Here is a 25,960-nt window from a genome sequence, read left to right on the forward strand (position 1 = left end):
TTTACCTCTGCTATGAAAAATAGCGGAGCTTTGAAAGCATTTAAGGTGTTTTCTATGGGCAGAGGAGGAAAATTCCTTCTCTGCTTTTTTATTAAGTCAATTTTTAAAGGAGCTGCAAAAATGTCGGTAAAGGTCACGGGTGTAGATAAGCACAGCCCCGCTGCGCGCGCTAGGATAAAGGCGGGCGATACGCTGATCTCTATAAATGGTCACGCTATCGCCGATGTGCTCGATTATATGTTTTACGCCGCTGAAGACCGCACCGAGGTCGTTTGCGAGCGCGACGGCAAAGAGCGCAAGTCGGTGATATATAAGTCGGAATACGATGATCTTGGTATGCAGTTCGATTCTTTTCTTATGGATCAGAAACGCAGCTGCTCTAATAAATGTATCTTCTGCTTTATCGACCAAATGCCTCCAGGTATGCGCGAAACGCTCTATTTTAAGGACGACGACGCGCGCCTTTCGTTCCTGCAGGGCAATTACGTCACGCTGACGAACCTTACCGATAAAGATATTCAGCGCATTATAGATATGCGGCTAAATATCAACGTTTCTGTGCATACTACTAATCCCGAGCTGCGCTGCAAAATGATGCACAACCGCTTCGCCGGTGATAAGCTGCGCTATATAAAAATGATGGCTGAAAGCGGTCTTATGCTCAATTGTCAGATAGTTTGCTGCCCTGGTATAAACGATGGCGATGAACTTCGCCGCACCCTTACCGACCTCTATTCGCTCATGCCGAATATCCAGTCGGTCGCAGTCGTGCCTGTCGGCATAACTAAGTTCCGTCAGGGCTTGTACCCGCTGGAGATATTCAACGCCGAAACTGCCGCGCAGACTATCGACGTTATTGCCGAAACTCAGCAGAAATCGCTTGAAAAATTCGGCACGCGCATGGTCTTTGCTGCCGATGAATTTTACCTCACCGCAGGCAGACCGCTGCCCGAGGGTGATTTTTATGAGGATTATCCGCAGTACGAAAACGGCGTAGGTCTTTGCCGCTCGCTCATCGACGAGGTAGATAGCGCGCTCAAAGTCGCTGAATATGACGGCGGAAAGCGCAAGGTCACTCTCGCCTGCGGTACGGCTGCGGCGGTGGTGCATAAAATGCTCGCAGAAAAGATCTCGCAGAATTTTCCAGATGTCGAGCTGAACGTTGTGCCGATACTCAATAGATTTTTCGGCGAAACTATCACCGTTTCGGGTCTGATAACCGCACAGGATCTCGTAGCGCAGCTCAAAGATCTTGATCTGGGCGACGAACTGCTTATCTCAAAGGCTATGCTCAAAGCGGACGAGCCTATTTTTCTCGACGACGCTCATCTTGACGATGTTCGCCGCGAGCTTGGCGTGAAAATAACGCCTACCGCCAACGACGGCTTCGAGTATCTCGATAACGTCCTCGGCATTCATTATTGATTTTTTACTACCATGATTGGAGATGATATAGATGGCTATGCCACTGGTTGCCGTAGTCGGCAGACCTAACGTCGGTAAATCTACGCTTTTCAATAAGCTGATAGGTCAGCGCCTTTCGATAGTCGAGGATACCCCCGGCGTAACGCGCGACAGGATCTATTCAAAATGTGAATGGCTCGGTCATGAGTTTATGCTGGTCGATACGGGCGGTATAGAGCCTGATTCGCAGGACGTTATCCTCTCGCAGATGCGCCGTCAGGCTGAGCTTGCGATAGAAAAAGCTGACGTTATTATCCTAGTTACCGACCTTAAATGCGGCGTTACCGCTACCGATGAGGACGTTGCCGCTATGCTGCGCAAGTCGGGCAAGCCTGTTATCCTCTGCGTAAATAAGTGCGATAACGTCGGCGAACCGCCTGCTGATTTTTACGAATTCTATAATTTGGGTCTTGGCGAGCCTATTGCGGTATCCTCCGTTCACGGTCACGGTACGGGTGACCTGCTCGATGAAGTCCTCAAAGAGCTTCCCGAAAATACCGAGGAGGATTACGGCGAGGACGTTGTAAAGGTAGCCGTTATCGGCAAGCCTAACGTCGGTAAATCTTCTATTATAAACCGTCTTTGCGGCGAGGATAGGGTGATAGTTTCCGATATTGCGGGCACTACCCGCGACGCTACCGACAGCTATGTTGAAACTGAGCAGGGCAAGTTCGTTTTCATAGATACCGCAGGTATCCGCAAAAAGTCGAAGGTGCTTGAAAATATCGAGCGTTACAGCGTTCTCCGCTCCTATATGGCGGTAGACCGCGCCGATGTTGCTGTCATAGTTATCGACGCTTCCGTAGGTTTTACCGAGCAGGATTCTAAAGTCGCGGGCTACGCTCACGAAAAGGGCAAGGCCTGTGTAGTAGCTGTAAATAAGTGGGACGCTATCGAAAAAGATACTCACACTATGGATGAGTTTAAGAAAAAGCTCGAGGTAGATTTCAGCTTCATGAGCTATGTTCCTTTCGTTTTCATTTCCGCTAAAAACGGCACTCGTATGGATAAGCTGCTTGAAAAGATAAATTACACTGCTCAGCAGAACGCCGTCCGCATACCTACCGGCAGGCTCAACGACGTTCTCGCATACGCCACCGCGCGCGTTCAGCCCCCCTCTGATAAGGGCAGACGCTTGAAGATCTATTACATGACTCAGGCTTCCACCAAGCCGCCTACATTTGTGGCTTTCGTGAACCGTGCCGAGCTTTTCCACTTCTCGTACCGCCGCTATATCGAAAATCAGATACGCGAAACTTTCGGGCTCGACGGCACGCCTATCGTTATGATGGTGCGCGAGCGCGACCGTGATGACGTTAAATCCTGAGGAGGCGCTGCATGAAATACGCATTGTGTCTTATCATCACGGCTCTGATCTCTTACTTCTGGGGCAGCCTAAACTCCGCGATAATCGTGGTTAAGCTTGCTAAGGGCGAAGATATTCGCGAAAAGGGCAGCGGCAACGCAGGCCTTACAAACGTCCTCCGCGTTTACGGCAAGGGCGCGGCGCTCGCGACCCTCCTTTGCGACCTTTTTAAGGGCGTTGCAGCGGTAGTCGCGGCAAGACTGATAGTCGGCAACCTGCTAGATATTACTTTCTTTAACGATAAGATCTTCATAGGCTATGTGGCAGGTCTTTTCACCATGATAGGCCATATTTTCCCGATATATTACGGTTTTCACGGCGGCAAAGGCGTACTGCTTGCGGCTACGACTCTTATCGCTATGGACCCCCTCACCTGCGTGCTTTCGGTAGGCGTTTTCGCGATAGTTCTCGCTATAACAAAGTACGTTTCGGTAGGCTCTATCTCCGCCGCGGTGATGTACCCCGTTTTTACGATCATAACCCAGTCGGTGCGCCATATGGACGGCAGACTCGAAAACTTCCTTATCACCCTCTGCATAGGCGCGCTGATAGTTTATATGCACAAACCTAACATAAAAAGACTGATCGCAGGCAACGAAAATAAATTCGGACAGAAAAAGGTCGATCCGGCAGAAAACGATACGCCGGAGATCAAAAACTGACTTTTCCAAGGAGAGATGGCTATGGCTAAAATAATCATACTCGGCTCAGGCGGCTTCGGACTTTCCATCGCGATAATGTGTGCGAACGCCGGTCATGATGTTACCGTTTGGTCTAAATTTCGCGACGAGATCGACGCTATCGAGCGCACGGGCGAGCTGAAAGCAAAGCTCCCCGGCGTGAAAGTTCCCCCTGAAGTAAAGCTCACTACCGATATTTCTGAGGTGCGCGATAAAGACCTCGTTATCCTCGGCATACCTACTACCTTCTGCCGCGGCGTTTGCGAAGAGGCGGCGCAGTATATCCAGTCCGAGAGCATTGTCGTAAATACCGCTAAGGGTCTGGAGATCGGCACGCTCAAAACTATGAGCGAGGTCACTAAAGAATCTATGCCGAAAAACCGTGTAGCTATACTTACCGGCCCTTCTCACGCCGAAGAGCTCGCTAGGGGAGTGCCCACCACGATAGTTGTCGCTTCCGACGACCGCGAGGTCTCTTATTACGTTCAGAATACTCTTTCCAACGCTAATTTCAGGATATATGTCAACGATGACGTTATCGGCTGCGAACTGGGCGGCTCGCTGAAAAACGTTATCGCGCTGGCGGCAGGCGTTTGCGACGGCCTCGGCTTGGGCGATAATACCAAAGCTGCTCTCATGACCCGCGGTATCCGCGAGATCTCGGCGCTCGGCATAGCTATGGGCGCACAGTCTGATACTTTCGGCGGACTCAGCGGCATCGGCGACCTTATCGTTACCTGCTGCAGTATGCACAGCCGCAACCGCCGCGCAGGTATCCTCATAGGTCAGGGCGTTTCTCCCGACGAAGCGGTAGAGCGCGTCGGCACGGTAGAGGGCTATACCTGTACCAAAAATGCTTACGAGCTGTCGCACCGCTTAGGCGTTGAAATGCCGATAACCGAGCAGCTCTACGCCGTGCTTTTCGAGGGTCTTGACCCTAAAATGACCATCGCCGCGCTTATGCAGCGCCCGAAGAAAAACGAAACGGAAAAAGATTTCCTTGGCGAGAGTAAATAAACAATTTCAGGCAGACCTGCCCGCGTTTTGCGGTGGTCTGCTTTTTGTTTGAACTTTTTTAGAAAAATTGCAAAAAGTACTTTACAATACTGCCGAAATATTGTATAATTTATAGTAGGTAATACTGTACCGAATTAGGTATAGTAAAAGCGCAGCCGTATTTCGCGGCATGATACATTTAAGGAGTGTATTTGATGGAACCAAAGTATAAAAGAATTCTGCTCAAGTTGAGCGGCGAAGCTCTCGCGGGCGATAAAAAAATGGGACTTGATTATGAGATAATAAACGTTCTCGCACGTTCGGTAAAGAAGTGCGTTGACGAAGGCGTGCAGGTTGGTATAGTAGTCGGCGGCGGCAACTTTTGGCGCGGCAGATCAAGCGGCGCTATGGATAGAACCAGAGCCGACCATATAGGTATGCTCGCTACCGCTATGAACGCCCTCGCAGTTGCCGATGGTATGGAAAACTGCGGCCTTGAAGTTCGCGTGCAGACGGCTATCTCTATGCCGCAGGTCGCAGAACCTTATATCAGAAACAAGGCTGTCCGCCACTTTGAAAAGGGCAGAGTAGTTATCTTCGGCTGCGGTACCGGCAACCCCTTCTTCTCCACCGATACAGCCGCCGCACTGCGCGCTGCCGAGATCGAGGCTGATATCATCTTCAAGGCTACTATGGTAGACGGCGTTTATGATAAAGATCCGCATAAGTTCGATGACGCTGTTAAGTTCGATGAGCTTACTTTCGGCGATGTTCTCGCTAAGGATCTTAAAGTTATGGATTCTACCGCAGCCGCTATGTGTAAGGATAATGAGATCCCTATTCTCGTATTTGACATCGCGCGTCCTGATAATATCTACGACGCCTGCATGGGCAAGAATATCGGTACTATCGTAAAATAATTCGGGGTAAATAAGATCCCCTAAAATATCAGAAAAGAGGATTTACAGATCATGGATAAGATAATTGACAATGCAAAAACAAAAATGAAGAAGTCGATAAACGTTATGCTCGAGGATTTCGGAACTATCCGCGCGGGCAGAGCTAACCCTGCCGTTCTCGACAGAGTAAAGATAGATTATTACGGCTCGCCCACACCTATCAATCAGGTAGCCGCAGTTTCTGTTGCAGAGGCAAGAATACTCGTTATCTCCCCTTGGGATAAATCTACCCTCGGCATGATCGAAAAGGCTATCCAGGCTTCCGATGTCGGCATCAATCCGCAGAACGACGGTCAGGTGCTCCGCCTTATCTTCCCCCAGCTTACCGAGGACAGACGTAAAGAGCTCGTTAAGGAGATAAAGAAGATGGGCGAGGAGTGCAAGGTAGCTATCCGCTCTATCCGCCGTGACGCTATGGAAAAGTGCAAGGCGCTGAAAAAGAATAACGAGATCACCGAGGACGACCTTAAAGGCGCTGAGGAAACTATCCAGAAGATCACCGATAAGAATGTTAAGGAAGTTGACGAGCAGGTGGCTGTAAAGGAAAAAGAGATCCTCTCTATCTGATAAAGCTTAAACTGAAAGGATCTGAACTGACATGGCTACTGCTGAAAAACCTCTGCTGCCGCCCGGCACAAAAGTGCCTGCGCATATAGGCGTTATTATGGACGGCAACGGCAGATGGGCTAAAAAACGCGGTCTGCCGCGGAAATTCGGTCACCGCCAGGGCGCGCAGACTTTCCGCACCATCACCCGCCACGCTAAAAAGCTGGGCGTGAAGTATTTCACCGTGTATGCTTTTTCTACCGAAAACTGGAAACGTCCTGCCGATGAGGTCGAGGCTATAATGGATCTTTTCGATAAATATCTCGACGAAGTTCGCGATTTTATAGAGGAAAATATCCGTATTTGCTTTATCGGTGACAGATCTATGCTGCGCCCCTCGCTTCAGCAGAAAATGGCGAGCGTAGAGGCTGATTCGCGCGATTTTACCGCTATGACTCTCCTTATCGCTATAAATTACGGCGGCAGGGACGAGATAGCCCACTCGGTTAGAGTGCTTGCCGAGCAGGTGAAGTCGGGCAGGCTCGAGCCGCAGGATATTACCGATAAAATGATCGGCGAAAACCTATATACAGCTCAGCTCGACGGTGATTGCGCCCCCGATGTAGATCTGATAATCAGACCCAGCGGCGAACAGCGCCTCTCAAATTTTATGATATGGCAGTCGGCATACGCCGAATTTTACTACACAAATATCCTGTGGCCTGATTTCAAGCCTGCTGACCTCGAAAAAGCGGTAATAGCTTACAGCGACCGCAACCGCAGATTCGGCGGAGTTTGAGTTTGAAAGGAACGTGAAAAAATGAAGACTAGAATAATCTCAGCGGCTGTCGCGATAGTGATAGCTGTACTGATACTCGCTTTGGCGCACACATGGGTTTTCAATCTCGCAATAGCTGCTATCGCCGTCGGTGCTCTCTATGAGCTTTTCAAGGCTGTCGGGCTGGTAAAATTCCGCCCCGAATGCTGCGCCTGCTTCGCATTTGCCGCAGTTGACTGCCTGCTCCCGATGGTCTATAAGCACGGCTTTTTCACTTTCTTTAATGTCAAGCTTTACGGTTTTATATTCGTGGCGGCTATGCTGCTGATGTACCTCAAAAATCACAGCGAATACGCCTACTCCGTGCCGTTCACCATGATAGGCATGACGCTACTCGTTACTTATTCTATGAGCACCCTCATCAAGCTTATCTCAATGTTCCCCGACTGCGGCAGATTTGCAGTAGTCCTCACCCTTGCGGGCGCATGGCTCGCAGATTCGGGCGCTTACTTCGCAGGAACGTTCTTCGGCAAACATAAGCTTTGCCCGGTGATCAGCCCGAAAAAAACCGTAGAGGGTCTTATCGGCGGAACTGTCTGCAACGGCGTTTTACTGCTCATGATCGCGGCAATTTACAGTGTTATCAATAAGGGCGTCGAGGTTCACCTCTTCGCGATATTCATAGCAGGAATGTTCTGTTCGCTGGTAGGACTTGTGGGCGATCTTTCCGCTTCTGTTATAAAGCGCCAGACCCAGATCAAGGATTACGGTAACATAATGCCCGGTCATGGCGGCATCATGGATAGGTTTGACAGCGTTCTGCTGGTAGCGCCTTTCATGTTCTACCTCTTCTCGCAGGGCGCGCTTGTAACATTAGGATAAACATTATATGGCATAAAAGGCTTTGTGGCACGTCATGAAGCCTTTGCCTTTTTTGGACTGAGGTCGTATTTTATGCAGACAAATCAAACTATAACAATAATTGGCTCTACGGGATCTATCGGCACACAGGCATTAGAGGTCGCGCAGAAGCATAATATAAGGGTGAAAGGCCTCGCCGCAAATTCAAACGTTTCTCTGCTCGCCGAACAGGCTCTTAAATTCGACGCAGATACCGTTTGCATTTTCGACGAGAGCAAATTGGCGGCGCTTAAAACCGCGCTCGCCGGCAAGAATATAAATGTGCTCAGCGGAATGGCGGGCTTAAAGACCATCGCTCGCATGAATGGCGTTGACAAAATGCTCAATTCCGTTGTCGGTATGGTCGGCCTGGAGCCTACTGTTGCCGCTATCGAAAACGGCACGGACATCGCCCTTGCGAATAAAGAAACGCTGGTGGCGGGCGGCGAACTGGTAATGCGCCTAGCCGCAGAAAAAAATGTCAATATCTACCCCGTAGACAGCGAACATTCTGCGATCTTCCAGTGCTTGCAGGGCAATAAGCCCTCGCAGATGACAAAGATTATCCTCACAGCTTCGGGCGGCCCGTTTTTCGGCAAGACAAAATCCGAGCTTGCAAACGTCACGGTAGAGCAGGCGCTAAATCACCCGAACTGGAGCATGGGCAATAAGATAACCGTCGATTCCTCAACGCTGATGAACAAGGGTCTTGAATTTATCGAAGCTATGCGCCTTTTCAGCGCTTCTCCAGATGACATCGAGATAGTCGTTCACCGCCAAAGCGTCGTTCACTCCGCGGTCGAGTTCGCCGATTACTCCGTGATAGCGCAGATGGGCGTTCCCGATATGAAGATACCGATACAGTACGCCCTGCTTTATCCCGACCGCGCCGAGTGCCCGACGGGCAGACTTTCGCTCACCGATTACGGCAAGCTGACTTTTGAGAAGCCCGATCTCGATACTTTCGACTGCCTGAGCGCCTGCATAAAAGCGGCTCGGCTGGGCGGCATAGTTCCTGCCTGCGTGAATGCGGCGAACGAGGTCGCGGTGGCGGCTTTCCTCGGCGGCAAGATCTCTTTCCTGCAAATAGGCGAGCTTGTCACCCGCGCACTCACCTGCATGGAAAACACCCCCGCAGATTCCTTGGATAAAATACTCGCGGCAGATAGATTTGCCCGCGAATTTATAGAAAAACAGATAAAGGCGCTTTAAGCGTTCGTAAACAAAAGAAAGGCATATTTTTCTATGAGCAGAGTTTTAAGCATACTTTTCGCGTTGCTCATCTTCGAGCTTATAATCGTTATCCACGAGTTCGGCCACTTCATCGCCGCCAAGAAAAACGGCGTGCGCGTGAACGAATTCGCGATAGGCATGGGTCCCGCGATATTTAAAAAGCAAAAGGGCGAAACGCTCTACGCACTGCGCATTTTCCCGATAGGCGGCTACTGCGCTATGGAGGGCGAGGATACCGAAAGCTCCGATAATAAGGCTTTCTGCAATAAAAGCCCCCTGCGCAAGATAGTGATAGTCGTCGCGGGAATAGTCATGAACCTTCTGCTGGGCTTTACTTTTCTCATCGTAAATACCTGCCTTTCCGATGGAATTACCTCTACAACTGTCGCGAAATTCTACGAAAACGCTACCTCTAATCAAACTGGTCTTGCCGAGGGCGATAAGATAGTTTCGGTAAACGGTATGCGAATTTTCTCCGCTATCGACCTTTCCTACACTATGCAGAATGACGCCGACGGCGTTTTTGATATGGAGGTAAAGCGCAACGGCGAGCGTGTAAAGCTTACCGGCGTGTCTTTCATTACTGACGATTCTATCCATATCGACTTCATGGTAAAGGGCGTGAAGCTCAACCCGATCACTGTTATCGACAACGCTTTTCACGAAACTATCAGCTATTCTCGCCTTATCTATATCTCGCTTTTTGATCTGGTAAGGGGCAAATACTCGCTGAAAGACCTCTCAGGCCCCGTCGGTATAGTCGATCAGATGAACGAACTCATCGACTCGCAGACCAGCACCGAAACTGGTATCGACTGGAAAGGTCTAACGCAGAATATGCTCGCGATGGGCGGCTTTATCTCGATAAATATAGGTCTTTTCAATCTGCTCCCCCTGCCCGCGCTAGATGGCGGCAGACTCATGTTTCTTATAGTAGAGCTTATCCGCCGCAAACCTGTCAACCCTAAGTATGAGGGTCTTGTGCATTTTGTGGGTCTTGTCTTGCTGATGCTCCTAATGGTGGTAGTTACTGTAAGTGATATAACTAAAATATTCTGACAAATTAGACGATCCATACAATTTTCCGAAAGGTCTGTAATAACATGAAAAGAAACGTAAAGCCGGTACTCGTGGGCGACCTCACGCTAAATGGCGAGAAAATATATATACAGTCGATGCTGAATGTCGAAGCGCATAAAACTGAGGAGAGCGTCCGCCAAGCAAAAGAGCTTGAAGCCGCGGGCTGCGAGATAATCCGCGCCGCTATCCCCGATATGGAAGCAGTAAAGCTCGTTTACGCGCTGAAAGAAGCCGTGAATATCCCCGTTGTGGCAGATATTCATTTCGATTATCGCCTTGCCATCGCCTGCGCCGAAGCAGGTATAGATAAGATAAGGATAAACCCGGGCAATATCGGCGGCGAGGAAAAAGTTAAAGCGGTAGTAAAAGCCTGCACCGCGCGCGGCATACCGATAAGGATCGGCGTAAACGGCGGCTCGCTGGAAAAAGAACTTCTTGCGAAATACGGCTCGCCCACCCCCGAAGCGCTCGTTGAAAGCGCTATGCGCCATGTACATATTCTCGAAGCCTGCGATTTTGACGATATAGTCATTTCGATAAAGTCCTCGAACGTGCCTACCATGATAAACGCTTACCGCCTTTTGGCGCAGAAGTGCGATTACCCACTGCATCTCGGCGTTACCGAAGCGGGCACTGAACGCATGGGTATAATTAAATCCGCCGTCGGCATAGGCTCGCTGCTGGTAGACGGCATCGGCGAAACTATCCGCGTTTCGCTCACCGACGAGCCTGTAAAAGAGATACGCGCCGCTAAGGATATTCTTATGGCGGTAGGAAAGGGAAGCGGCGTTAAGATAGTAAGCTGCCCCACCTGCGGACGTACTAAAATAGACCTCATCTCGCTCGCAAAGCGCGTGGAAAACGCCGTGAGCGGTATAGATAAAAACATCACCGTGGCCGTAATGGGCTGCGTGGTAAACGGCATCGGCGAGGCAGGCGAAGCTGATATAGGCATCGCAGGCGGTAACGGATGCGCCGTGCTCTTTAAACACGGCAAACAGATCTGTAAGCTCAGCGAGGACGAAGCCCTCGGCAGACTTATAGAGGAGATCGAAAAACTCTGATAAACGGGAAGTACCATGAAAGATTATAAATTATCCGAATTCTTAGAAGGCTATAACGAGCAGGTGCCGCAGATATTGTCCGACACCTGCGTATTGAAGCTTGTCTATACCGAGCATGACGGCGCGCTGGAGCTTTTTGCGCGTTCAAATCGGCTCGTACCTTTTGCAGACGTTTCGCAGTTTGAGCGCTCTATGTGCGAAAAGCTGGGGCTTAAAGAGCTGCGCCTGCGTCTGAAATATACGCCCGATATGCTCTGCGCCGAGTATTTTCAAGACCTCACCCAGTTTCTAAAATCGCGCTTTCCAGTTGTAAACGGCTTTTTTGAGGGCGCGGACATCAGCTACTCGGGCGGTCTTTTTACCGTAGGCTTGAAGCACGGCGGCGCTGATATACTCAAAAAGGCGGGCATAGAGTCCGCTTTTCCCGCGCTGGTGTTTGAGATGTTCTCCATCAGCGTGCGCATAGAGCTTACCGGCATTACGCAGGTTGATACCGCCAGCTTTGCCAAACAGCAGGAGGATTATCTGAATAGTATCCCGATAAATAATCCTTTGTCCTCTGCTCCTGCAGGCTTCTCGCCCGCAGGCGGCTCTGCTCCTTCCGCTCCGCACGAATACCGTACCTGCAACGTTGAGTTTACAGGCCTGCCGATAATCGCCGAGGGAGCAAAGGTACTGAAGGGCGCGCCTATCATGCCTACCGAGCGCGTAGTGCCTATGAACGAGATCACTTCCGAGCTTACCGATAGGATAGTTATTTGGGGCGAGATCTTCCATATCGACACCCGCGAAACTAAAAACGGTATGCTGATAGCTATTATCTACTTCACCGACTTTACTTCGTCATTCTCGATGAAGCTGCTCGGCTCGGCTAAAAAGTCCCGCAACCGCCTCAGCAAGGACGAGCTTTCCGCTATGCTCGAGGTCATGAAAAAGGGCACGAGTATTATCGCGAGCGGTAAGGTGGTCGAGGACGATTACGACCATACTTTTAATTTCATGCCCGACGATATTATGCAGGTAAAGCGCACCACTCGCCAAGACACCTGCGAGCATAAGCGCGTAGAGCTTCACTGCCATACCAATATGTCCTCTATGGACGCGCTCGCCGCTCCCGGCAACCTCGTAAAGCGCGCTTTCGAGTGGGGGCATAAGGCTCTCGCGATAACCGACCACGGCGTAGTTCAGGGCTTCCCCGACGCCGTAAATACCGTTAAAGGCATACGCAAAAACGGCGGAGATTTTAAAGTTCTCTACGGTATCGAAGCTTACGAGGTCAATAACGATATTGTCATCTATAAAGGCTGGGAAAAGACCCCGCTTACCGATGAGATAATAGTTTTCGACCTTGAAACCTCGGGCACAAATCCCGTTAATGACAGGATCATAGAGTTCGGCGCGGTAAAGCTGCGCGGACTTAAAATAGTAGACCGCTTTTCAGAGTTCTGCAACCCCCACCGCGAGCTTACCGAGTTCATCACAGGGCTTACAAGCATAACTGACGATATGCTTAAAGACGCGCGCGACGAGGGCGAGGTGCTCAAAAGATTTAAGGAATTTTGCGGCGGCAAACCCTTGCTTGTCGCGCATAACGCTAATTTCGACTGCGGATTTGTCAGAGCAGCCGCAAAGCGCGCGGGGATAGATTTCCCGTTTTCCTCGCTCGATACGGTAGTTATGTCGCAGAAAATGCTGCCCGAGCTTGAAAAGCATAAGCTCGATTATGTGGCCGAGCATTTCGGCTACGGCGATTTTAACCATCACCGCGCCTGCGACGACGCCGAAGTTCTCGCGAAAATTTTCATCAAGCTGGCTGAGATGATCTCCGACCAGTACCCGCATATGGTCATAACCGCCGATATGCTGAACAGCCTGCTTGCCGATACCGATAAGGTCACCGCGCCCGAGTCAAAAACTTACCACCAAATAATCCTTGTGCGCAATAATACAGGTCTGAAAAATCTCTACCGCCTTATCTCTGATTCAAACCTCAAATATTTCAAGCGCCGCCCGCGTATACCGAAGTCGGAGCTTGTGAAAAACCGCGAGGGTCTTATAGTTGCCTCCGCCTGCGAAGCTGGCGAGCTTATCCGCGCGTATCTCAATAACGAGCCTATGGATAAGATAAGGCAGATAGCTTCTTTCTATGATTATCTTGAGATACAGCCAGAGGGAAATAACCAGTTTATGCTCGTTTCCGAGAAAGACCCTTACACTCATATCAATAGTTTGGAAGATCTGCGCAATATCAACCGCTTTGTGGTAAAGCTGGGCGACGAGCTGGGCATACCCGTTTGCGCAACGGGCGACGTTCACGTCATGGACCCCGGCGACAGCGCCTATCGCGCCATTCTTATGGCTTCAAAGGGCTTTACCGACGCGGATAATCAAGCGCCTCTATACTTCAAGCCTACTAACCAGATGCTCGATGAGCTTTCCTACCTCGGTGAGGAAAAGGCTTTTGAGGTGGTAGTTACCAATACGAATATGATAGCCGATAAGATAGAGAGCGGGCTGAAAGCTTTCCCCGACGGTACATATACGCCATTTATCCCCGGTGCAGTGCGCGAATTGCAGGATATTTGCTGGAAAAAGTGCTGCTCTATCTACGGCGACTGCGCCCCCGAGTCTATCGAAGTTCCCGAAGGCGAGGACGTTCACGTTGCCGAGTATTATAAAGACCATATCCCCGAGATCGTCTATAAACGCCTTGACCGCGAGCTTGCTTCCATAATCAAGCACGGTTTCGCAGTGCTTTACATGATAGCGCAGAAGCTTGTTTACAACTCCGTTCAGCACGGCTATCAGGTAGGTTCGCGTGGTTCGGTAGGTTCGTCCTTCGTAGCTTCGATGTCGGGCATTTCGGAAGTTAATCCGCTTATGCCGCATTATGTCTGCCCGAAATGCCGCCACAGCGAGTTTATTACAGACGGTTCGGTCGGCTCGGGCTTCGACCTTCCGCCGAAAAATTGTCCCGAGTGCGGTACTGATATGCACCGCGACGGCCACGATATTCCGTTTGAAACGTTCCTCGGATTTGACGGAGATAAAGCGCCTGATATAGATCTTAACTTCTCGGGCGATTTCCAAAGCCAGTCGCACCGCTATACCGAAGAGCTTTTCGGTAAAGACCACGTTTTCAAAGCGGGCACTATCTCTGGTGTGCAGGAAAAGACCGCTTACGGCTACGTTAAAAAATATCTCGAAGAGCGCGGCAGAACAGCCCACCCTGCCGAGATACAGCGCCTGGTGAACGGCTGCCTTGACGTAAAGCGCACTACCGGTCAGCACCCCGGCGGAATGGTAGTTATCCCCGGGGATTATGAAGTTTACGACTTTACCCCCGTGCAGCACCCCGCCGAAAAGGACGAAGCCGACGTTATAACCACCCACTTCGACTTCCACTCGCTGCATGATACTATATTGAAGCTCGACGAGCTGGGTCATGATGTTCCTACTATATATAAGTACCTCGAGGAATTTTCAGGACTCGTTATCACCGAGATACCCATGTCCGATCCCGCAGTTTACAGCCTCTTCACCTCTCCCGAAGCGCTCGGCGTTACCGAAGAGGATCTTATGTGGAAAACGGGCACGCTCGGTATCCCCGAAATGGGTACTTCTTTCGTCTGCCAAATGCTTCTCGATGCGAAGCCGAAGAATTTCAGCGACCTGCTGCAAATTTCAGGACTTTCTCACGGTACAGACGTTTGGCTGGGCAACGCGCAGGATCTCATCAAAAACGGCACCTGCACGATTTCGGAAGTTATCGGAACGCGCGATAGTATCATGACATACCTCATCTATCACGGCGTAGACCCGAAGCGCTCGTTCAAGATAATGGAGATAACCCGTAAAGGTAACGCGCCAAAGCTGCTTACCGACGAGATGAAGCAGGATATGCTAGACCATGACGTGCCGCAGTGGTATATCGACAGCTGTTTGAAGATAAAGTATATGTTCCCGAAAGCGCACGCCGCAGCGTACGTTACTTCGGCGATAAAACTTTGCTGGTTCAAAGTCCACGAGCCGCTTGTGTTCTATGCAGCCGTTTTCACCGTCCGCGGCGAGGATTTCGACGCTGAAACAGCCGTAAAGGGCGTTCATATGGTAAAAAATAAGATACTCGAGCTGAAAGCTAAGCCGAAGGAAGAGCGCACCGCTAAGATAGAGGGCACGATAGATACCTTAATGATAATCTACGAGATGCTGCTGCGCGGTCTGGAATTTCTGCCCGTAGATATTTATAGATCTCACGCTTTCATTTATCGCATAGAGGACGGCAAGCTGCGCCTGCCTTTCGTTTCGATAAACGGCGTAGGCGCTTCCGCAGCGAACCAGCTTTACGAAAAGGCGCAGAGCGGCGACTTTATCTCGATAGAAGAATTCCAGCAGCAGAGCGGCGTAGGCAGATCGGTAATAGAAACGCTGAAAAATAACGGCGCTTTCGGCGACCTGCCCGATTCTAATCAGACTACGCTTTTTGGCTTCTGATAAATTAAATTTACAGTACGGTAAAAGTATATTCATACCCCTGCTTGACAATGCGCAAGATGTATGATATTATATTTAAGTAATATGCTACTATGTTAGCACTTTACTATAATGAAGTAATTATAAGTGGAAAGGAAATAGAAGTATAAATGAAAAGATATGACCTAATTACTCCTGAGGGCACGAGAGATCTGCTCTTTGAGGAGTGTCTTGCAAGAAGAATGGTAGAAAATAAACTCACAACGCTTTTTTCCAGATTTGGTTACAGTGAGGTAGTTACCCCCGGTATAGAGTTTTACGACCTTTTCAGCGGCAGTTCGCGCAATTTCCAGCAGGAAAGTATGTACAAGCTTACCGATTCTAAGGGCAGGCTGATAGTTATGCGCCCCGATTCTACTATACCTATAGCGCGTCTTGCTTCCACCAGACTTAAAGACGCTAAGCGCCCGCTGCGCCTTTACTATAATCAGTCGATATATGAAAACAACGCGCTGCTTAAAGGCAGGTCTGACGAGGTAGTGCAGACGGGTATAGAGCTGCTGGGCGGCACTAATACTAAGCGCGCTGATTACGAGGTGCTCTGCACAGCGGTAGAGGCTCTTGCTGAGTTCGACGAAGAAAAGTTCAGACTCGAGATAGGTCATATCGGCTACTTCAAAGAGCTTGTTGCCCGTCTTGATGTAGACGAGCGCGTGCGCGAAGAGATACGCTTGCTCATCTCGCAGAAGAATTATCCCGCGCTCAACGACCTGCTTGATGAGGTCGGCGAAAATCAGATAACCCATACACTAAAGCAGCTCCCGCGCCTTTTCGGCGGCGTAGAGGTGTTCGATAAGGCAGCCGAGCTTTTCACCGATGATAAGATAACGGCTATCCTTTCTACTCTCAAAGAAGTTTACAGCCGCGTTTCCAGCTTAGGCTACGATGGCAAGATCTCGGTAGACCTCGGAATAGTAAGCCATACCGATTACTACACGGGAATAGTTTTCAAGGGCTATATCTCCGGCGTAGGCAGCTCGGTGCTCAAGGGCGGCAGATATGATGGCCTTATGGCTGAGTTCGGCGAGCCTTGCCCCGCGGTAGGCTTCGGCGTGAACTGCGATGAGATAGCGAGATACCTCAGAAAGAACTGCCTTGCTCCTACCCTCAAATCTGCCGACTGCATAGTTTTCGGCGAAAAGGGCTATGTTGTAGAGGCGATAGCTTTTGCGCAGAAGCTTGTGCGCGACGGCATGGTGATAGAAAACAGCCTTTTTGATACCCTTGAGGAAACCAAAGAATACGCGGCTTCAAAGGGTATACATAAAATATTTATCATTAACGAAAACGTATCGCACATAGAAATATAAAACGCAAAGGACGGAATTTTTATCATGAATAAACCTCTTAGAATAGCTCTTACAAAGGGCAGACTTGAAAAAGATACCGTTGGTCTGTTTGAAAAGATAGGTTTCGACTGCACCGCGGTTAGAGAAAAGGGCAGAAAGCTCATTCTCCCTATCCCCGATGGCAATATCGAGGTAGTTCTCGCTAAGGCGAACGACGTTATCACCTACGTCGAGCACGGCGTGTGCGATATAGGCGTTGTCGGTAAGGATACTATAATGGAGATGCAGGGCAAGTTCTTCGAGCTTGTAGACCTTGGCTTCGGCAGATGCAAATTCGCCCTCGCTACTAAAAAAGGCTCGAAGTTTTACGGCGGCTATAACGTAAAGACTATAGCTACCAAGTACCCCAACATCACCCGCAATTATTTTGAAAGCAAGGGCATGGATGTCGAGATAGTTAAGATAGAAGGCTCGGTAGAGCTTGCCCCCCTGCTCGAACTATCCGACGGTATAGTCGATATTGTCGAAACAGGCACTACCCTTAAAGAAAACGGGCTGGAGGTAATAGAGGACGTTTGCCCCATATCCGCCCGCCTTATTGTAAATATGGTAAGCATGAAAATGCGCCAGCAGGAGATAGAAAACTTCATCTCGCTGGTGGAAAAAGCGCTCGATAAGCCCGAGCAGTAAATTCTGCATCGCAAAAGTGCTTTGTGTTTGAAGTTTAAATTGGAGGAATAGAAAATGGCAATCATGAGAAAGATCGTCGCTGACGGTGCTGCTGAGGAAGAGTTTTTCAAGCAGGTAGAAAAGCGCAGCGGCGAAACTGATAAAAAGGTAACGGCAGTAGTTACCGAGATAATCGAAAACGTAAAGGCTAACGGCGACAGCGCTGTAAAAGCTTATACCGAAAAGTTCGACGGCAAGCTTCCGCAGTATTACGAAGTACCTCGCGAGGTAATAAACGACGCTCTTACCGAAGCGGACAGCGCCTTTACCGACGCTCTGCTCAACGCGGTAGAAAACATCACCGATTTCCACACCCGCCAGAAGTCCCAGAGCTTTGTAAACGCTAAGGAAAACGGCGTTATCCTCGGTCAGCGCGTAAGAGGTCTTGAAAGAGTAGGCCTTTACGTTCCCGGCGGCACGGCTGCTTACCCATCCTCTGTTCTTATGAACGCTATCCCCGCAAAGATCGCGGGCGTTAAGGAGATAATCATGGTAACTCCTCCGCTTAAAGACGGTACTCCCAATAAGGATATTCTCGTAGCGGCTGCCGTTTGCGGCGTTGACAGGATATTTATGTCGGGTGGCGCACAGGCTATCGCAGCCCTCGCTTACGGCACTGAGGAGATACCGAAAGTAGATAAAATAGTAGGCCCCGGCAATATCTTCGTAGCTACCGCTAAGAAACTGCTTTATGGCACCGTAGATATAGACATGATAGCAGGCCCTAGCGAGATCCTCGTTATGGCTGACGAAACTGCCGACCCGAAATTCGTAGCTGCCGACCTTATGTCGCAGGCTGAGCATGATAAGCTCGCTTCATCTATCCTCGTTACTACCAGCGAAGAGCTTGCTGACAAGACTCTAGCTGAGATAGAAAGACAGATGCAGTACCTCTCGAGAAAAGAGATAATCGCAAGCTCACTCGAAAATTACGGTGCTATCCTTATCTGCAAGACTAAGGACGAAGCCTGCGCGCTCGCAAACCGCTTCGCCCCCGAGCACCTCGAGGTACTTTTCGATAACCCGATGGAGTATATCGGCAAGCTCGATAACGCAGGCTCTATCTTCCTCGGCAAATACGCTTCCGAGCCCCTCGGCGATTACTACGCAGGCCCGAACCACGTTCTGCCTACCAGCGGCACAGCTCGCTTTTTCTCGCCCCTCGGCGTAAACAGCTTTGAAAAGCGCACCAGCTTTACATATTATACCGAGCAGGCTCTGCGCGAGGCTAAGGACGATATAGTTCTCATCGCCGAAAAGGAAGGCCTTACCGCTCATGCAAACGCTATCAAGGTAAGGTTTTAAACCCAAAACAATACTAAAAATTTTAGGAGAAAAATAATGAACAGAGCATATCTCGACTCGCTCCCCGAAGTGAGGAATAAATATGGTTTTCAGCTTAAGGACGACGAAAAGGTAGTCTTTACCTGTAAACTGGCGGTTTTCGGAACATCGCAGGGCGCGATGCTCGGCGGCGACAACACCGTTTTCGCGCTGACAAATCAGAGAATAATGGCAAATAACGGCAGAGGTATATGGTGTGTTTCCATCTCTGATGAGGACATTGCGAGCTACTCGTTGGTAAATAAGGGCAAATTCATCTTTAAAGAGCGTTACGCGCTCGTAATGCTTAAAGATCTTCTCGCTTACGGCGAGGACGGCGAGCTTACCCTCGACGGCTTCCGCTTTTACTTCTCAAAGCGCAATGAAGCCGCTTTCGACGCTATCATGCAGCAGGTAATGCAGTAAGGGGAAGCGCCGTGAATAAATGGTATGATGAAGAGTACGAGTTTGAGGTAGAGGTCACGGGCTATTTGCGCGGCGATTCTCCCGTGCGCTATTGCCGCAACGGCGAGGAGATAGGCGATAAGTATACCTGTACCTACGGCTGCCCCGTAAATAAAGACGGATCCGGTATATGCTCAAAGACCATGATTGTGCTTTACCCGCTGATGGAGGCGGTGCGCAGCGGCGGCGACCTTACAAATCTCGGCGGCAGCGGCAAATATGTAAAAGATATTGTCTGCCCCGACGGCTGCGTTATCTTCCGCCTTACCGCCAAGCCGCTCGGCAACCCTAACTTCCATACGGGCGGTTTCTGGAAACAGCAGTAAATACACACAATTTTTCATAAGCAGGTGACAAATATGCGTACAGCAGAGATCAAAAGAAAAACTAAGGAAACGGATATTGAGGTCTTCGTCAAGCTTGACGGCGATGGCAAGGTGAATGTCGATACAGGCATAGGCTTTTTCGACCATATGCTCACAGCTTTCGGCGTTCACAGCGGTATAGATATGCAGGTGAACTGCACAGGCGACCTTAATGTCGATGGCCACCATACGGTAGAGGACGTTGGTATAGTGCTGGGTCAGGCTTTCGCTAAGGCGCTGGGCGATAAGGGCGGTATAGCCCGCTACGGCTCGGCTTATGTGCCTATGGACGAAGCCCTCAGCTTCTGCGCGCTGGATATAAGCGGCAGACCTTTCCTCGCTTTCAGCGCGAATTTCACCGATTTCCGCTGCGGCGAATTTGATACCTGCCTTACCGAAGAATTTTTCAGAGCTTTCGCGATGAATTCTGGGATAACGCTGCATATCCGCGAGGAATACGGCAAAAATGATCACCATATCATCGAAGCGATGTTCAAAGCTGTCGCTCACGCCCTTAAAGACGCTATGGCGGTAACGGGCGGCGGCGTACTTTCTACAAAGGGAGTGTTGTAAAATGATAGCAATAGTCGATTACGGCGCGGGAAATATCTTCTCGGTAAAAAATGCGCTCGATTTCCTCGGCGTAGAAAATAAGCTTACGGCCGATAAAGCCGACCTCGAAGCTGCGGACGCGATAATCCTCCCCGGCGTAGGCGCTTTCCCATGGGCTATGAAAAAGCTCACCGAAAGCGGCCTTGTAGATACCGTTAAAGAGCAGGCAAAGCTGAAGCCTTTCCTCGGTATCTGCCTGGGTATGCAGCTTCTTTTTGAAAAGAGCTTTGAGTTTGAAGAGTGCGAGGGTCTGGGGCTGATAAAAGGCTATGTCGATAAGATAAACGAGCCCGACCTCGTTATCCCGCATATGGGCTGGAACAAGTTGGTTTATAATCAGCCATGCCCGCTTTTTGACGGCCTTACCGATGACGAGTACGTTTACTTCGTTCATTCCTATAAAGCTTTCTGCGCCGACAGCGCTCTTTGCGCATACGTTGAGTACGGCGGTAAAGTTCCCGCTATGGTGTCTGACGGAAAGACTATCTTCGGCAGCCAGTTCCACCCAGAAAAGAGCGGTAAAACAGGCTTGAAGATACTCGAAAATTTCGTGAAACTTGCAGTGGAGGGAAAGTAATATGCTGGCAAAAAGAATAATACCCTGCCTTGATGTCCGCGATGGAAAAGTGGTAAAAGGCGTTAATTTTGAGGGCATAAAAGAGGTCGGCGACCCCGTTGCCTGCGCTTATGAATATAATCTTCAGGGCGCTGACGAGATCGTGTTTTACGATATAACCGCCTCGCACGAGGGCAGGGGAGTAATGCTCGACGTAGTCCGCGAAACTGCTAAAAAGGTCTTCGTGCCCCTCACGGTCGGCGGCGGTATCAAGACCGTTGACGATATTAGAGATACCTTGCGCGCGGGCGCTGATAAAGTTTCCGTTAACTCGCAGGCTGTTCAGAATCCGCAGCTTATCAAAGACGGCGCTGATATTTTCGGCAGCCAGTGCATCTGCGTCGGCATCGACGCAAAAAAAGTCGCCGATAATAAGTGGACTGTTTATATCAATGGCGGCAGGATTGATATGCAGCTCGACCTCATCGACTGGGTAAAGCGCATCGAGCAGCTCGGCGCGGGCGAGATCTGCCTTAATTCCATAGATACCGACGGCGTGCGCGGCGGCTTCGACCTTCCTATGCTTAAAGCTGTCTGCTCGGCGGTAAAGATACCCGTTATAGCAAGCGGCGGTGCGGGCAAGCTCGGCGATTTTGCCGAAGCGTTCTTAGAAACCGACTGCTCTGCGGCGCTCGCGGCAAGCCTTTTCCATTTCAAAGAGCTTACCGTTTCGCAGGTCAAGGCGGACTGCCGCAGCAAGGGGATAATCGTGAGGTAAAAAAATGAGTATTTTCTATACGGTGCTGACATTTTTTGTGCCCGCGGTCATAATCATCTGCGGGTATATCATGAAAAACTGCCATTCCGCCGAACCGAATCCCACCGTCGGCTACCGCACAGCTCGCTCTATGAGCAGCCGCGAATCATGGGTTTTCGCGAACGAGCGCTGCGGCGGCTTGTGGATAAAAATAGGCTCGATTGCGGCGGCGGTATCTCTGCCTTTCTGCGCGGCGTACTTCTTTATCAGCACAGCTTACGGCGCGGCGCTGATGTGCGCGCTCATGCTTTTGCAGACTGCCGCAATGCTTCTGTCGATACCCCGCGTGGAGAAAGAGCTGAAAGAAAAATTCGGCGATAAATAATAAACGAAGGGAAACCCGATAATGAGTAAGATCAAGATAGATATTAACGATCTTGACAAGTATTTTGTCAAGGGCGAGCTTGTTCCTGCGATAGCTTTTGACGTTGACACCAAAACGGTGCTCATGCTCGCCTATATGAATAAGGAGAGCTTGAGAAAAACTCTCGAAACAGGCTATACATGGTACTGGAGTCGTTCGCGTCAAGAGCTTTGGAATAAGGGCGCTACCAGCGGCCACCTGCAAAAGGTAGTTTCCATCTATTCAGACTGCGACGACGACACCCTGCTGCTAAACGTAAAGCAGACGGGCGCTGCCTGCCACACAGGCTCGTATAGCTGCTTCTTCAATGAAATTTATAATGAGGAGAATTGATATGACTATTTATGAAGAGATCTTTGCTGTTATAAAACAGAGAAAGGCTGATTACGAAAACGGCAAGGCTAAGGAAAATTCTTACACAGCGTACCTCTTTGATAAGGGCGTTGATAAGATATGCAAAAAGGTCGGCGAAGAAGCTACCGAAACCGTTATAGCTGCTAAAAACGGCGATAACGATGAGCTTGCGAACGAGATAAACGACCTGCTCTACCACGTTATGGTGCTCGCCGCAAATCAGGGTCTTGAGTGGTCTGACGTCGAGAAGATACTTGATGAGAGAAACGAAAAGATAGGAAATCTCAAAACTTTCCATCAGGTAGATAAGAATACCTAAATATATGATAACAGGGCGGAAATCTTTTCCGCCTTTTTTGTGCGGTATTGCTCTATGCACAATTTTTCATCTGCCTGAATAGAATGTACAAACGGCGGCTATGCCCCGCCGCAGTCCCGAAGGGAGTACATTTATGTCAGGAGGATTTTATTATGAGCGAAATGAACTGCAATCCGAATAAGCCGTTTAAAGAAGCGGTCTGCGTAGACGTGATGAGGGTGTTCGATTCATGCAGCTCGCAGGAATGTCTTGAAGACTTACAGTTTTCATTCTCTACTGCCGAGCAGGAGGTGATCAATACCGCATCTTACATCAAAACTAAGTGCATACAGGTCACAGGCGTAAGCTTCACCATCGACCCCGTGCCTTTCAACAACGGCTTCTATACCGTAGACGTAACATATAATTTCAGGGCGGAGATCGAAGCGTATTTTGAAAATACCGAAACGCCTACCATCGTTTACGGCAGAGCTGCCTTCTCGAAAAAGGTCATTCTTTTCGGTAGCGACGGCAATACCCAGCGCTTCGTGTCAGACGGCATGAGCACTTTTCGCTACGCTTCCAAGACCAGCGGCTGCGCTGCCTGCTGCTCATCTGCGGCGCTGCCTACCGCGGCGGTCAGCATAGCCGAGCCTATGTGCCTTGACGCTAAGCTTGTGCCCAATACCGCGGCTGAGAGAAACGATGTGCTTATCACAATAGGCATTTTCGCGATAATCCAGCTAGAGCGCCCCGTGCCTATCATGATACCCGCGTTCGATTACTGCATACCCGGTAAGGAATGCTCTACCAATACCGATACCCCCTGCGAGCTTTTTGATAAGATCAATTTCCCGATAGGCGAATTTTTCCCGCAGGGTCTTACCGAGCATAAGCCCTGCTGCTCGAAGCTCGAGGAAGAGCCCGCCGAGGAAGAACCTAAGGGCTGATAAAATTTTACAGAATATTTTTCACAGCGTGCCGTATTTTGCGGTGCGTTGTGAATTTTTTTGCTAAATATAGCGTAGCCTATTGAAAAAAGCGTATTTTGTGGTATACTATAATAGTATTATTGTATTCACGCAGCGCTTTTGCTGCTTTCGATTAAGGACGATCATATTATGAGAAAATGGAAGGTAAACGCGCCCGATCTTAAACTTGCGGGTGAGATGAAGCTGAAATGCGACCTAAGCCTTTTTGCGCTGAAGCTTATGACGGCTAGGGGTTTCTGCGATTTTCAGCAGGTTGTCGATTTTTTCAGCGATGACGAGCTGGAAGACCCCCTCATTACTGCGGATATGGAGCAGGCGGCTGATACTATCAATGAATTTATAGATTCCTACCGCCTTATTTGTATTTACGGCGATTACGACTGCGACGGCGTTACCGCTGCCGCTATCCTTTACAGCTACCTGCAAAGCATGGGTGCGAACGTTACATATTATATCAACGAGCGTGAGGAAGGCTACGGCATGACGATAGACGCCGTGCGCAAACTGCATGAGCAGGGCGTAGAGCTTATCGTTACCGTGGATAACGGCATCTCCTGCGTTGCCGAGGCTGAGGAGATATACAAACTCGGCATGAAGCTTGTAGTTACCGACCACCACCAGCCGCCCGAGATACTCCCGCGCGCCGAAGCCGTGGTAGACCCCCACCGCGCCGATTGCCCGTCTACATTTAAAGACCTCGCGGGCGCGGGAGTTGCGCTGAAACTCTGCGCGGCGCTTGACGGCGGCTTTGAAGCCGTGGTAGAGCAGTACGCCGATATTTGCAGTATAGGCACTGTAGGCGACGTAGTTTCCCTGCGCGGCGAAAACCGCAGTATAGTCCGCCAGGGTCTTATGTATATGCAAAATACCGAAAATTACGGACTTAACGCGCTGATAGATAAGGTGCAGCCCGACCGCAGTTTGCTCAACGCCCGCTCGCTGAGCTTTCGCCTTTGCCCTAAGATAAACGCCGCAGGCAGGTTCGATTCACCCCTGCTCGCGCTAAAGGCTCTGCTTACCGAAGACCCCGAAGAGGCCGATTCTCTTACCGAGCGCCTGCTAGAGCTTAACGCTGTTCGCCGCGAAACTGAGGGCGCTATTCTGGAAGAGATATATAAATATATCGACGATGACCCCGCCGTGCTCAACGACCGCGTGCTCGTGCTATGCGGTAAAGGCTGGCACCACGGCGTTATAGGCATAGTTTCTGCGCGCGTTATGGAAACTTACGGCAAGCCGAATATCATAATCTCTATCGACGAGGACGGCACTGCCCGCGGAAGCGCGCGCAGTCTGCCCGGTTTCAGTATTCACGCCTGCCTAACATACGCTTCGGAATATCTCGATAAATTCGGCGGACACGAATGCGCGGGCGGTCTTTCGCTAAAAGAACGCTACCTGCCGCAGTTTAAGGCTAAGGTGCAGGAGTTCGCCGATAAACTGCGCGCTATGCCCGCCGACGTTACCGAATGCGATATGGTCATTCCGCCCGAGGATATTACTATAGAAAATATCCGCTCGCTCGAAGTTCTCGAGCCTTTCGGCGCGGGCAATCCCTATCCGCTTTTCTGCCTGCCTAACTGCCGTGTAAACGCTGTCTACCCGCTTTCGGGCGGCAAACACAGCAAGATAGACTTCACCTACGGCGGCAAACGCTTTCAGGCACTGATATTCTCCACGCCGCCGCAGGAGCTTTTCTTTAGTATCGGCAGCGTTATCGACATCGCCGCGAATATCGAGATAAACGTCTTTAACGGCAACGAGAGCATAGCGATAAAAGCCGAGGATATAAAGCCGCACGGCATGGATACGGGCAAGTACCTCGCCGCGCGCGACTGCTACGAAAAATTTAGAAAAGGCGTGCCGCTGCCGCCTGCATTCATCGCGAAGATAATGCCTACCCGCGCCGAGCTGGTAAATATGTACAAGCTCATAGCGGCTATGGGCGAGGTGGCGCTCGATACGCTTTTCATGAAAATAAACAGCCCCGCTATGAATTTCTGCAAACTGCATATCATAGCCGATATATTCTGCGAAGCGGGTATAGCGCAGTTCACGCCTTCGCGCCAGAGCATAAAAACTCTGCCTGTAAAGGCTAAGGCAGACCTCAGCGCCGCGCCAACTATGCGCCTGCTCGCGCAGCTTTCAAGATAGCTTTTTTTAGACTACATATCATTCTGAGAGAGGGTATTACAGC

General features: G+C 50.1%; 25 protein-coding genes. All 25 read left to right on the forward strand.

Annotation, left to right across the window (positions count from 1 at the left end; genetic code table 11):
* Window positions 1-120: 120 nt before the first annotated feature.
* A complete protein-coding gene (locus LI114_RS09370) occupies window positions 121-1,425 on the forward strand; it encodes a DUF512 domain-containing protein (RefSeq protein ID WP_227220446.1) in 1,305 nt (434 codons plus the stop codon).
* A 31-nt stretch (window positions 1,426-1,456) separates the two neighbouring features.
* Window positions 1,457-2,791, forward strand: a complete 1,335-nt coding sequence (der, locus tag LI114_RS09375; protein ID WP_022127321.1) for a ribosome biogenesis GTPase Der — start codon at window positions 1,457-1,459, stop codon at window positions 2,789-2,791.
* Window positions 2,792-2,802: 11 nt separating this feature from the next.
* The gene (gene plsY, locus LI114_RS09380) at window positions 2,803-3,492 is read left to right on the forward strand and encodes a glycerol-3-phosphate 1-O-acyltransferase PlsY (protein ID WP_022127320.1); all 690 of its coding nucleotides are present in this window, start codon (window positions 2,803-2,805) and stop codon (window positions 3,490-3,492) included.
* A gap of 21 nt (window positions 3,493-3,513) precedes the next feature.
* A complete protein-coding gene (locus tag LI114_RS09385; RefSeq protein WP_227220447.1) occupies window positions 3,514-4,527 on the forward strand; it encodes an NAD(P)H-dependent glycerol-3-phosphate dehydrogenase in 1,014 nt (337 codons plus the stop codon).
* A gap of 194 nt (window positions 4,528-4,721) precedes the next feature.
* A complete protein-coding gene (pyrH, locus tag LI114_RS09390; protein ID WP_022127318.1) occupies window positions 4,722-5,426 on the forward strand; it encodes a UMP kinase in 705 nt (234 codons plus the stop codon).
* A 51-nt stretch (window positions 5,427-5,477) separates the two neighbouring features.
* Window positions 5,478-6,032 (forward strand): ribosome recycling factor, encoded by a 555-nt coding sequence (gene frr, locus LI114_RS09395; RefSeq protein WP_022127317.1) that lies wholly within the window; start codon window positions 5,478-5,480, stop codon window positions 6,030-6,032.
* Window positions 6,033-6,063: 31 nt separating this feature from the next.
* The gene (locus tag LI114_RS09400; RefSeq protein WP_022127316.1) at window positions 6,064-6,810 is read left to right on the forward strand and encodes an isoprenyl transferase; all 747 of its coding nucleotides are present in this window, start codon (window positions 6,064-6,066) and stop codon (window positions 6,808-6,810) included.
* A gap of 21 nt (window positions 6,811-6,831) precedes the next feature.
* A complete protein-coding gene (locus tag LI114_RS09405) occupies window positions 6,832-7,671 on the forward strand; it encodes a phosphatidate cytidylyltransferase (RefSeq protein WP_227220448.1) in 840 nt (279 codons plus the stop codon).
* 72 nt (window positions 7,672-7,743) lie between these two features.
* Complete coding sequence (locus LI114_RS09410) at window positions 7,744-8,901, forward strand: 1-deoxy-D-xylulose-5-phosphate reductoisomerase (RefSeq protein ID WP_227220449.1); 1,158 nt, start codon at window positions 7,744-7,746, stop codon at window positions 8,899-8,901.
* Between the two features lie 33 nt (window positions 8,902-8,934).
* Window positions 8,935-9,981: a M50 family metallopeptidase gene (locus tag LI114_RS09415; RefSeq protein ID WP_227220450.1), complete on the forward strand. Its 1,047-nt coding sequence runs from the start codon at window positions 8,935-8,937 to the stop codon at window positions 9,979-9,981.
* Between the two features lie 44 nt (window positions 9,982-10,025).
* Entirely contained in the window at window positions 10,026-11,066 is a 1,041-nt protein-coding gene (gene ispG, locus LI114_RS09420) for a flavodoxin-dependent (E)-4-hydroxy-3-methylbut-2-enyl-diphosphate synthase (protein WP_227220451.1), read from the forward strand.
* Between the two features lie 15 nt (window positions 11,067-11,081).
* Entirely contained in the window at window positions 11,082-15,560 is a 4,479-nt protein-coding gene (locus LI114_RS09425; RefSeq protein ID WP_227220452.1) for a PolC-type DNA polymerase III, read from the forward strand.
* Between the two features lie 149 nt (window positions 15,561-15,709).
* Window positions 15,710-16,909, forward strand: coding sequence for an ATP phosphoribosyltransferase regulatory subunit (gene hisZ, locus LI114_RS09430; RefSeq protein ID WP_022127310.1), 1,200 nt, complete (start codon window positions 15,710-15,712; stop codon window positions 16,907-16,909).
* Window positions 16,910-16,933: 24 nt separating this feature from the next.
* Complete coding sequence (gene hisG / locus LI114_RS09435; protein WP_022127309.1) at window positions 16,934-17,578, forward strand: ATP phosphoribosyltransferase; 645 nt, start codon at window positions 16,934-16,936, stop codon at window positions 17,576-17,578.
* Between the two features lie 60 nt (window positions 17,579-17,638).
* Window positions 17,639-18,922, forward strand: coding sequence for a histidinol dehydrogenase (gene hisD, locus LI114_RS09440; RefSeq protein ID WP_413770902.1), 1,284 nt, complete (start codon window positions 17,639-17,641; stop codon window positions 18,920-18,922).
* A 36-nt stretch (window positions 18,923-18,958) separates the two neighbouring features.
* Entirely contained in the window at window positions 18,959-19,366 is a 408-nt protein-coding gene (locus LI114_RS09445) for a hypothetical protein (protein ID WP_227220454.1), read from the forward strand.
* 11 nt (window positions 19,367-19,377) lie between these two features.
* Complete coding sequence (locus tag LI114_RS09450) at window positions 19,378-19,731, forward strand: TIGR04076 family protein (protein ID WP_227220455.1); 354 nt, start codon at window positions 19,378-19,380, stop codon at window positions 19,729-19,731.
* Window positions 19,732-19,764: 33 nt separating this feature from the next.
* Entirely contained in the window at window positions 19,765-20,343 is a 579-nt protein-coding gene (hisB, locus tag LI114_RS09455) for an imidazoleglycerol-phosphate dehydratase HisB (RefSeq protein WP_227220456.1), read from the forward strand.
* A 1-nt stretch (window position 20,344) separates the two neighbouring features.
* Window positions 20,345-20,959 carry an imidazole glycerol phosphate synthase subunit HisH gene (hisH, locus tag LI114_RS09460; RefSeq protein ID WP_227220457.1) on the forward strand — a complete coding sequence of 205 codons (615 nt, stop codon included), beginning with the start codon at window positions 20,345-20,347 and terminating at the stop codon, window positions 20,957-20,959.
* 1 nt (window position 20,960) lies between these two features.
* The gene (hisF, locus tag LI114_RS09465; RefSeq protein ID WP_227220458.1) at window positions 20,961-21,716 is read left to right on the forward strand and encodes an imidazole glycerol phosphate synthase subunit HisF; all 756 of its coding nucleotides are present in this window, start codon (window positions 20,961-20,963) and stop codon (window positions 21,714-21,716) included.
* A gap of 4 nt (window positions 21,717-21,720) precedes the next feature.
* The gene (locus LI114_RS09470) at window positions 21,721-22,080 is read left to right on the forward strand and encodes an SdpI family protein (protein ID WP_227220459.1); all 360 of its coding nucleotides are present in this window, start codon (window positions 21,721-21,723) and stop codon (window positions 22,078-22,080) included.
* Between the two features lie 21 nt (window positions 22,081-22,101).
* A complete protein-coding gene (hisI, locus tag LI114_RS09475; protein ID WP_227220460.1) occupies window positions 22,102-22,452 on the forward strand; it encodes a phosphoribosyl-AMP cyclohydrolase in 351 nt (116 codons plus the stop codon).
* Between the two features lies 1 nt (window position 22,453).
* Entirely contained in the window at window positions 22,454-22,792 is a 339-nt protein-coding gene (gene hisE / locus LI114_RS09480) for a phosphoribosyl-ATP diphosphatase (protein WP_022127300.1), read from the forward strand.
* 152 nt (window positions 22,793-22,944) lie between these two features.
* A complete protein-coding gene (locus LI114_RS09485; protein ID WP_227220461.1) occupies window positions 22,945-23,721 on the forward strand; it encodes a hypothetical protein in 777 nt (258 codons plus the stop codon).
* A 171-nt stretch (window positions 23,722-23,892) separates the two neighbouring features.
* Window positions 23,893-25,917, forward strand: coding sequence for a single-stranded-DNA-specific exonuclease RecJ (recJ, locus tag LI114_RS09490; RefSeq protein WP_227220462.1), 2,025 nt, complete (start codon window positions 23,893-23,895; stop codon window positions 25,915-25,917).
* Window positions 25,918-25,960 lie beyond the last annotated feature (43 nt).

The organism is Ruminococcus sp. 210702-SL.1.03, assembly GCF_020559915.1.
In the GTDB taxonomy this organism is placed as follows: domain Bacteria; phylum Bacillota; class Clostridia; order Oscillospirales; family Ruminococcaceae; genus YE71.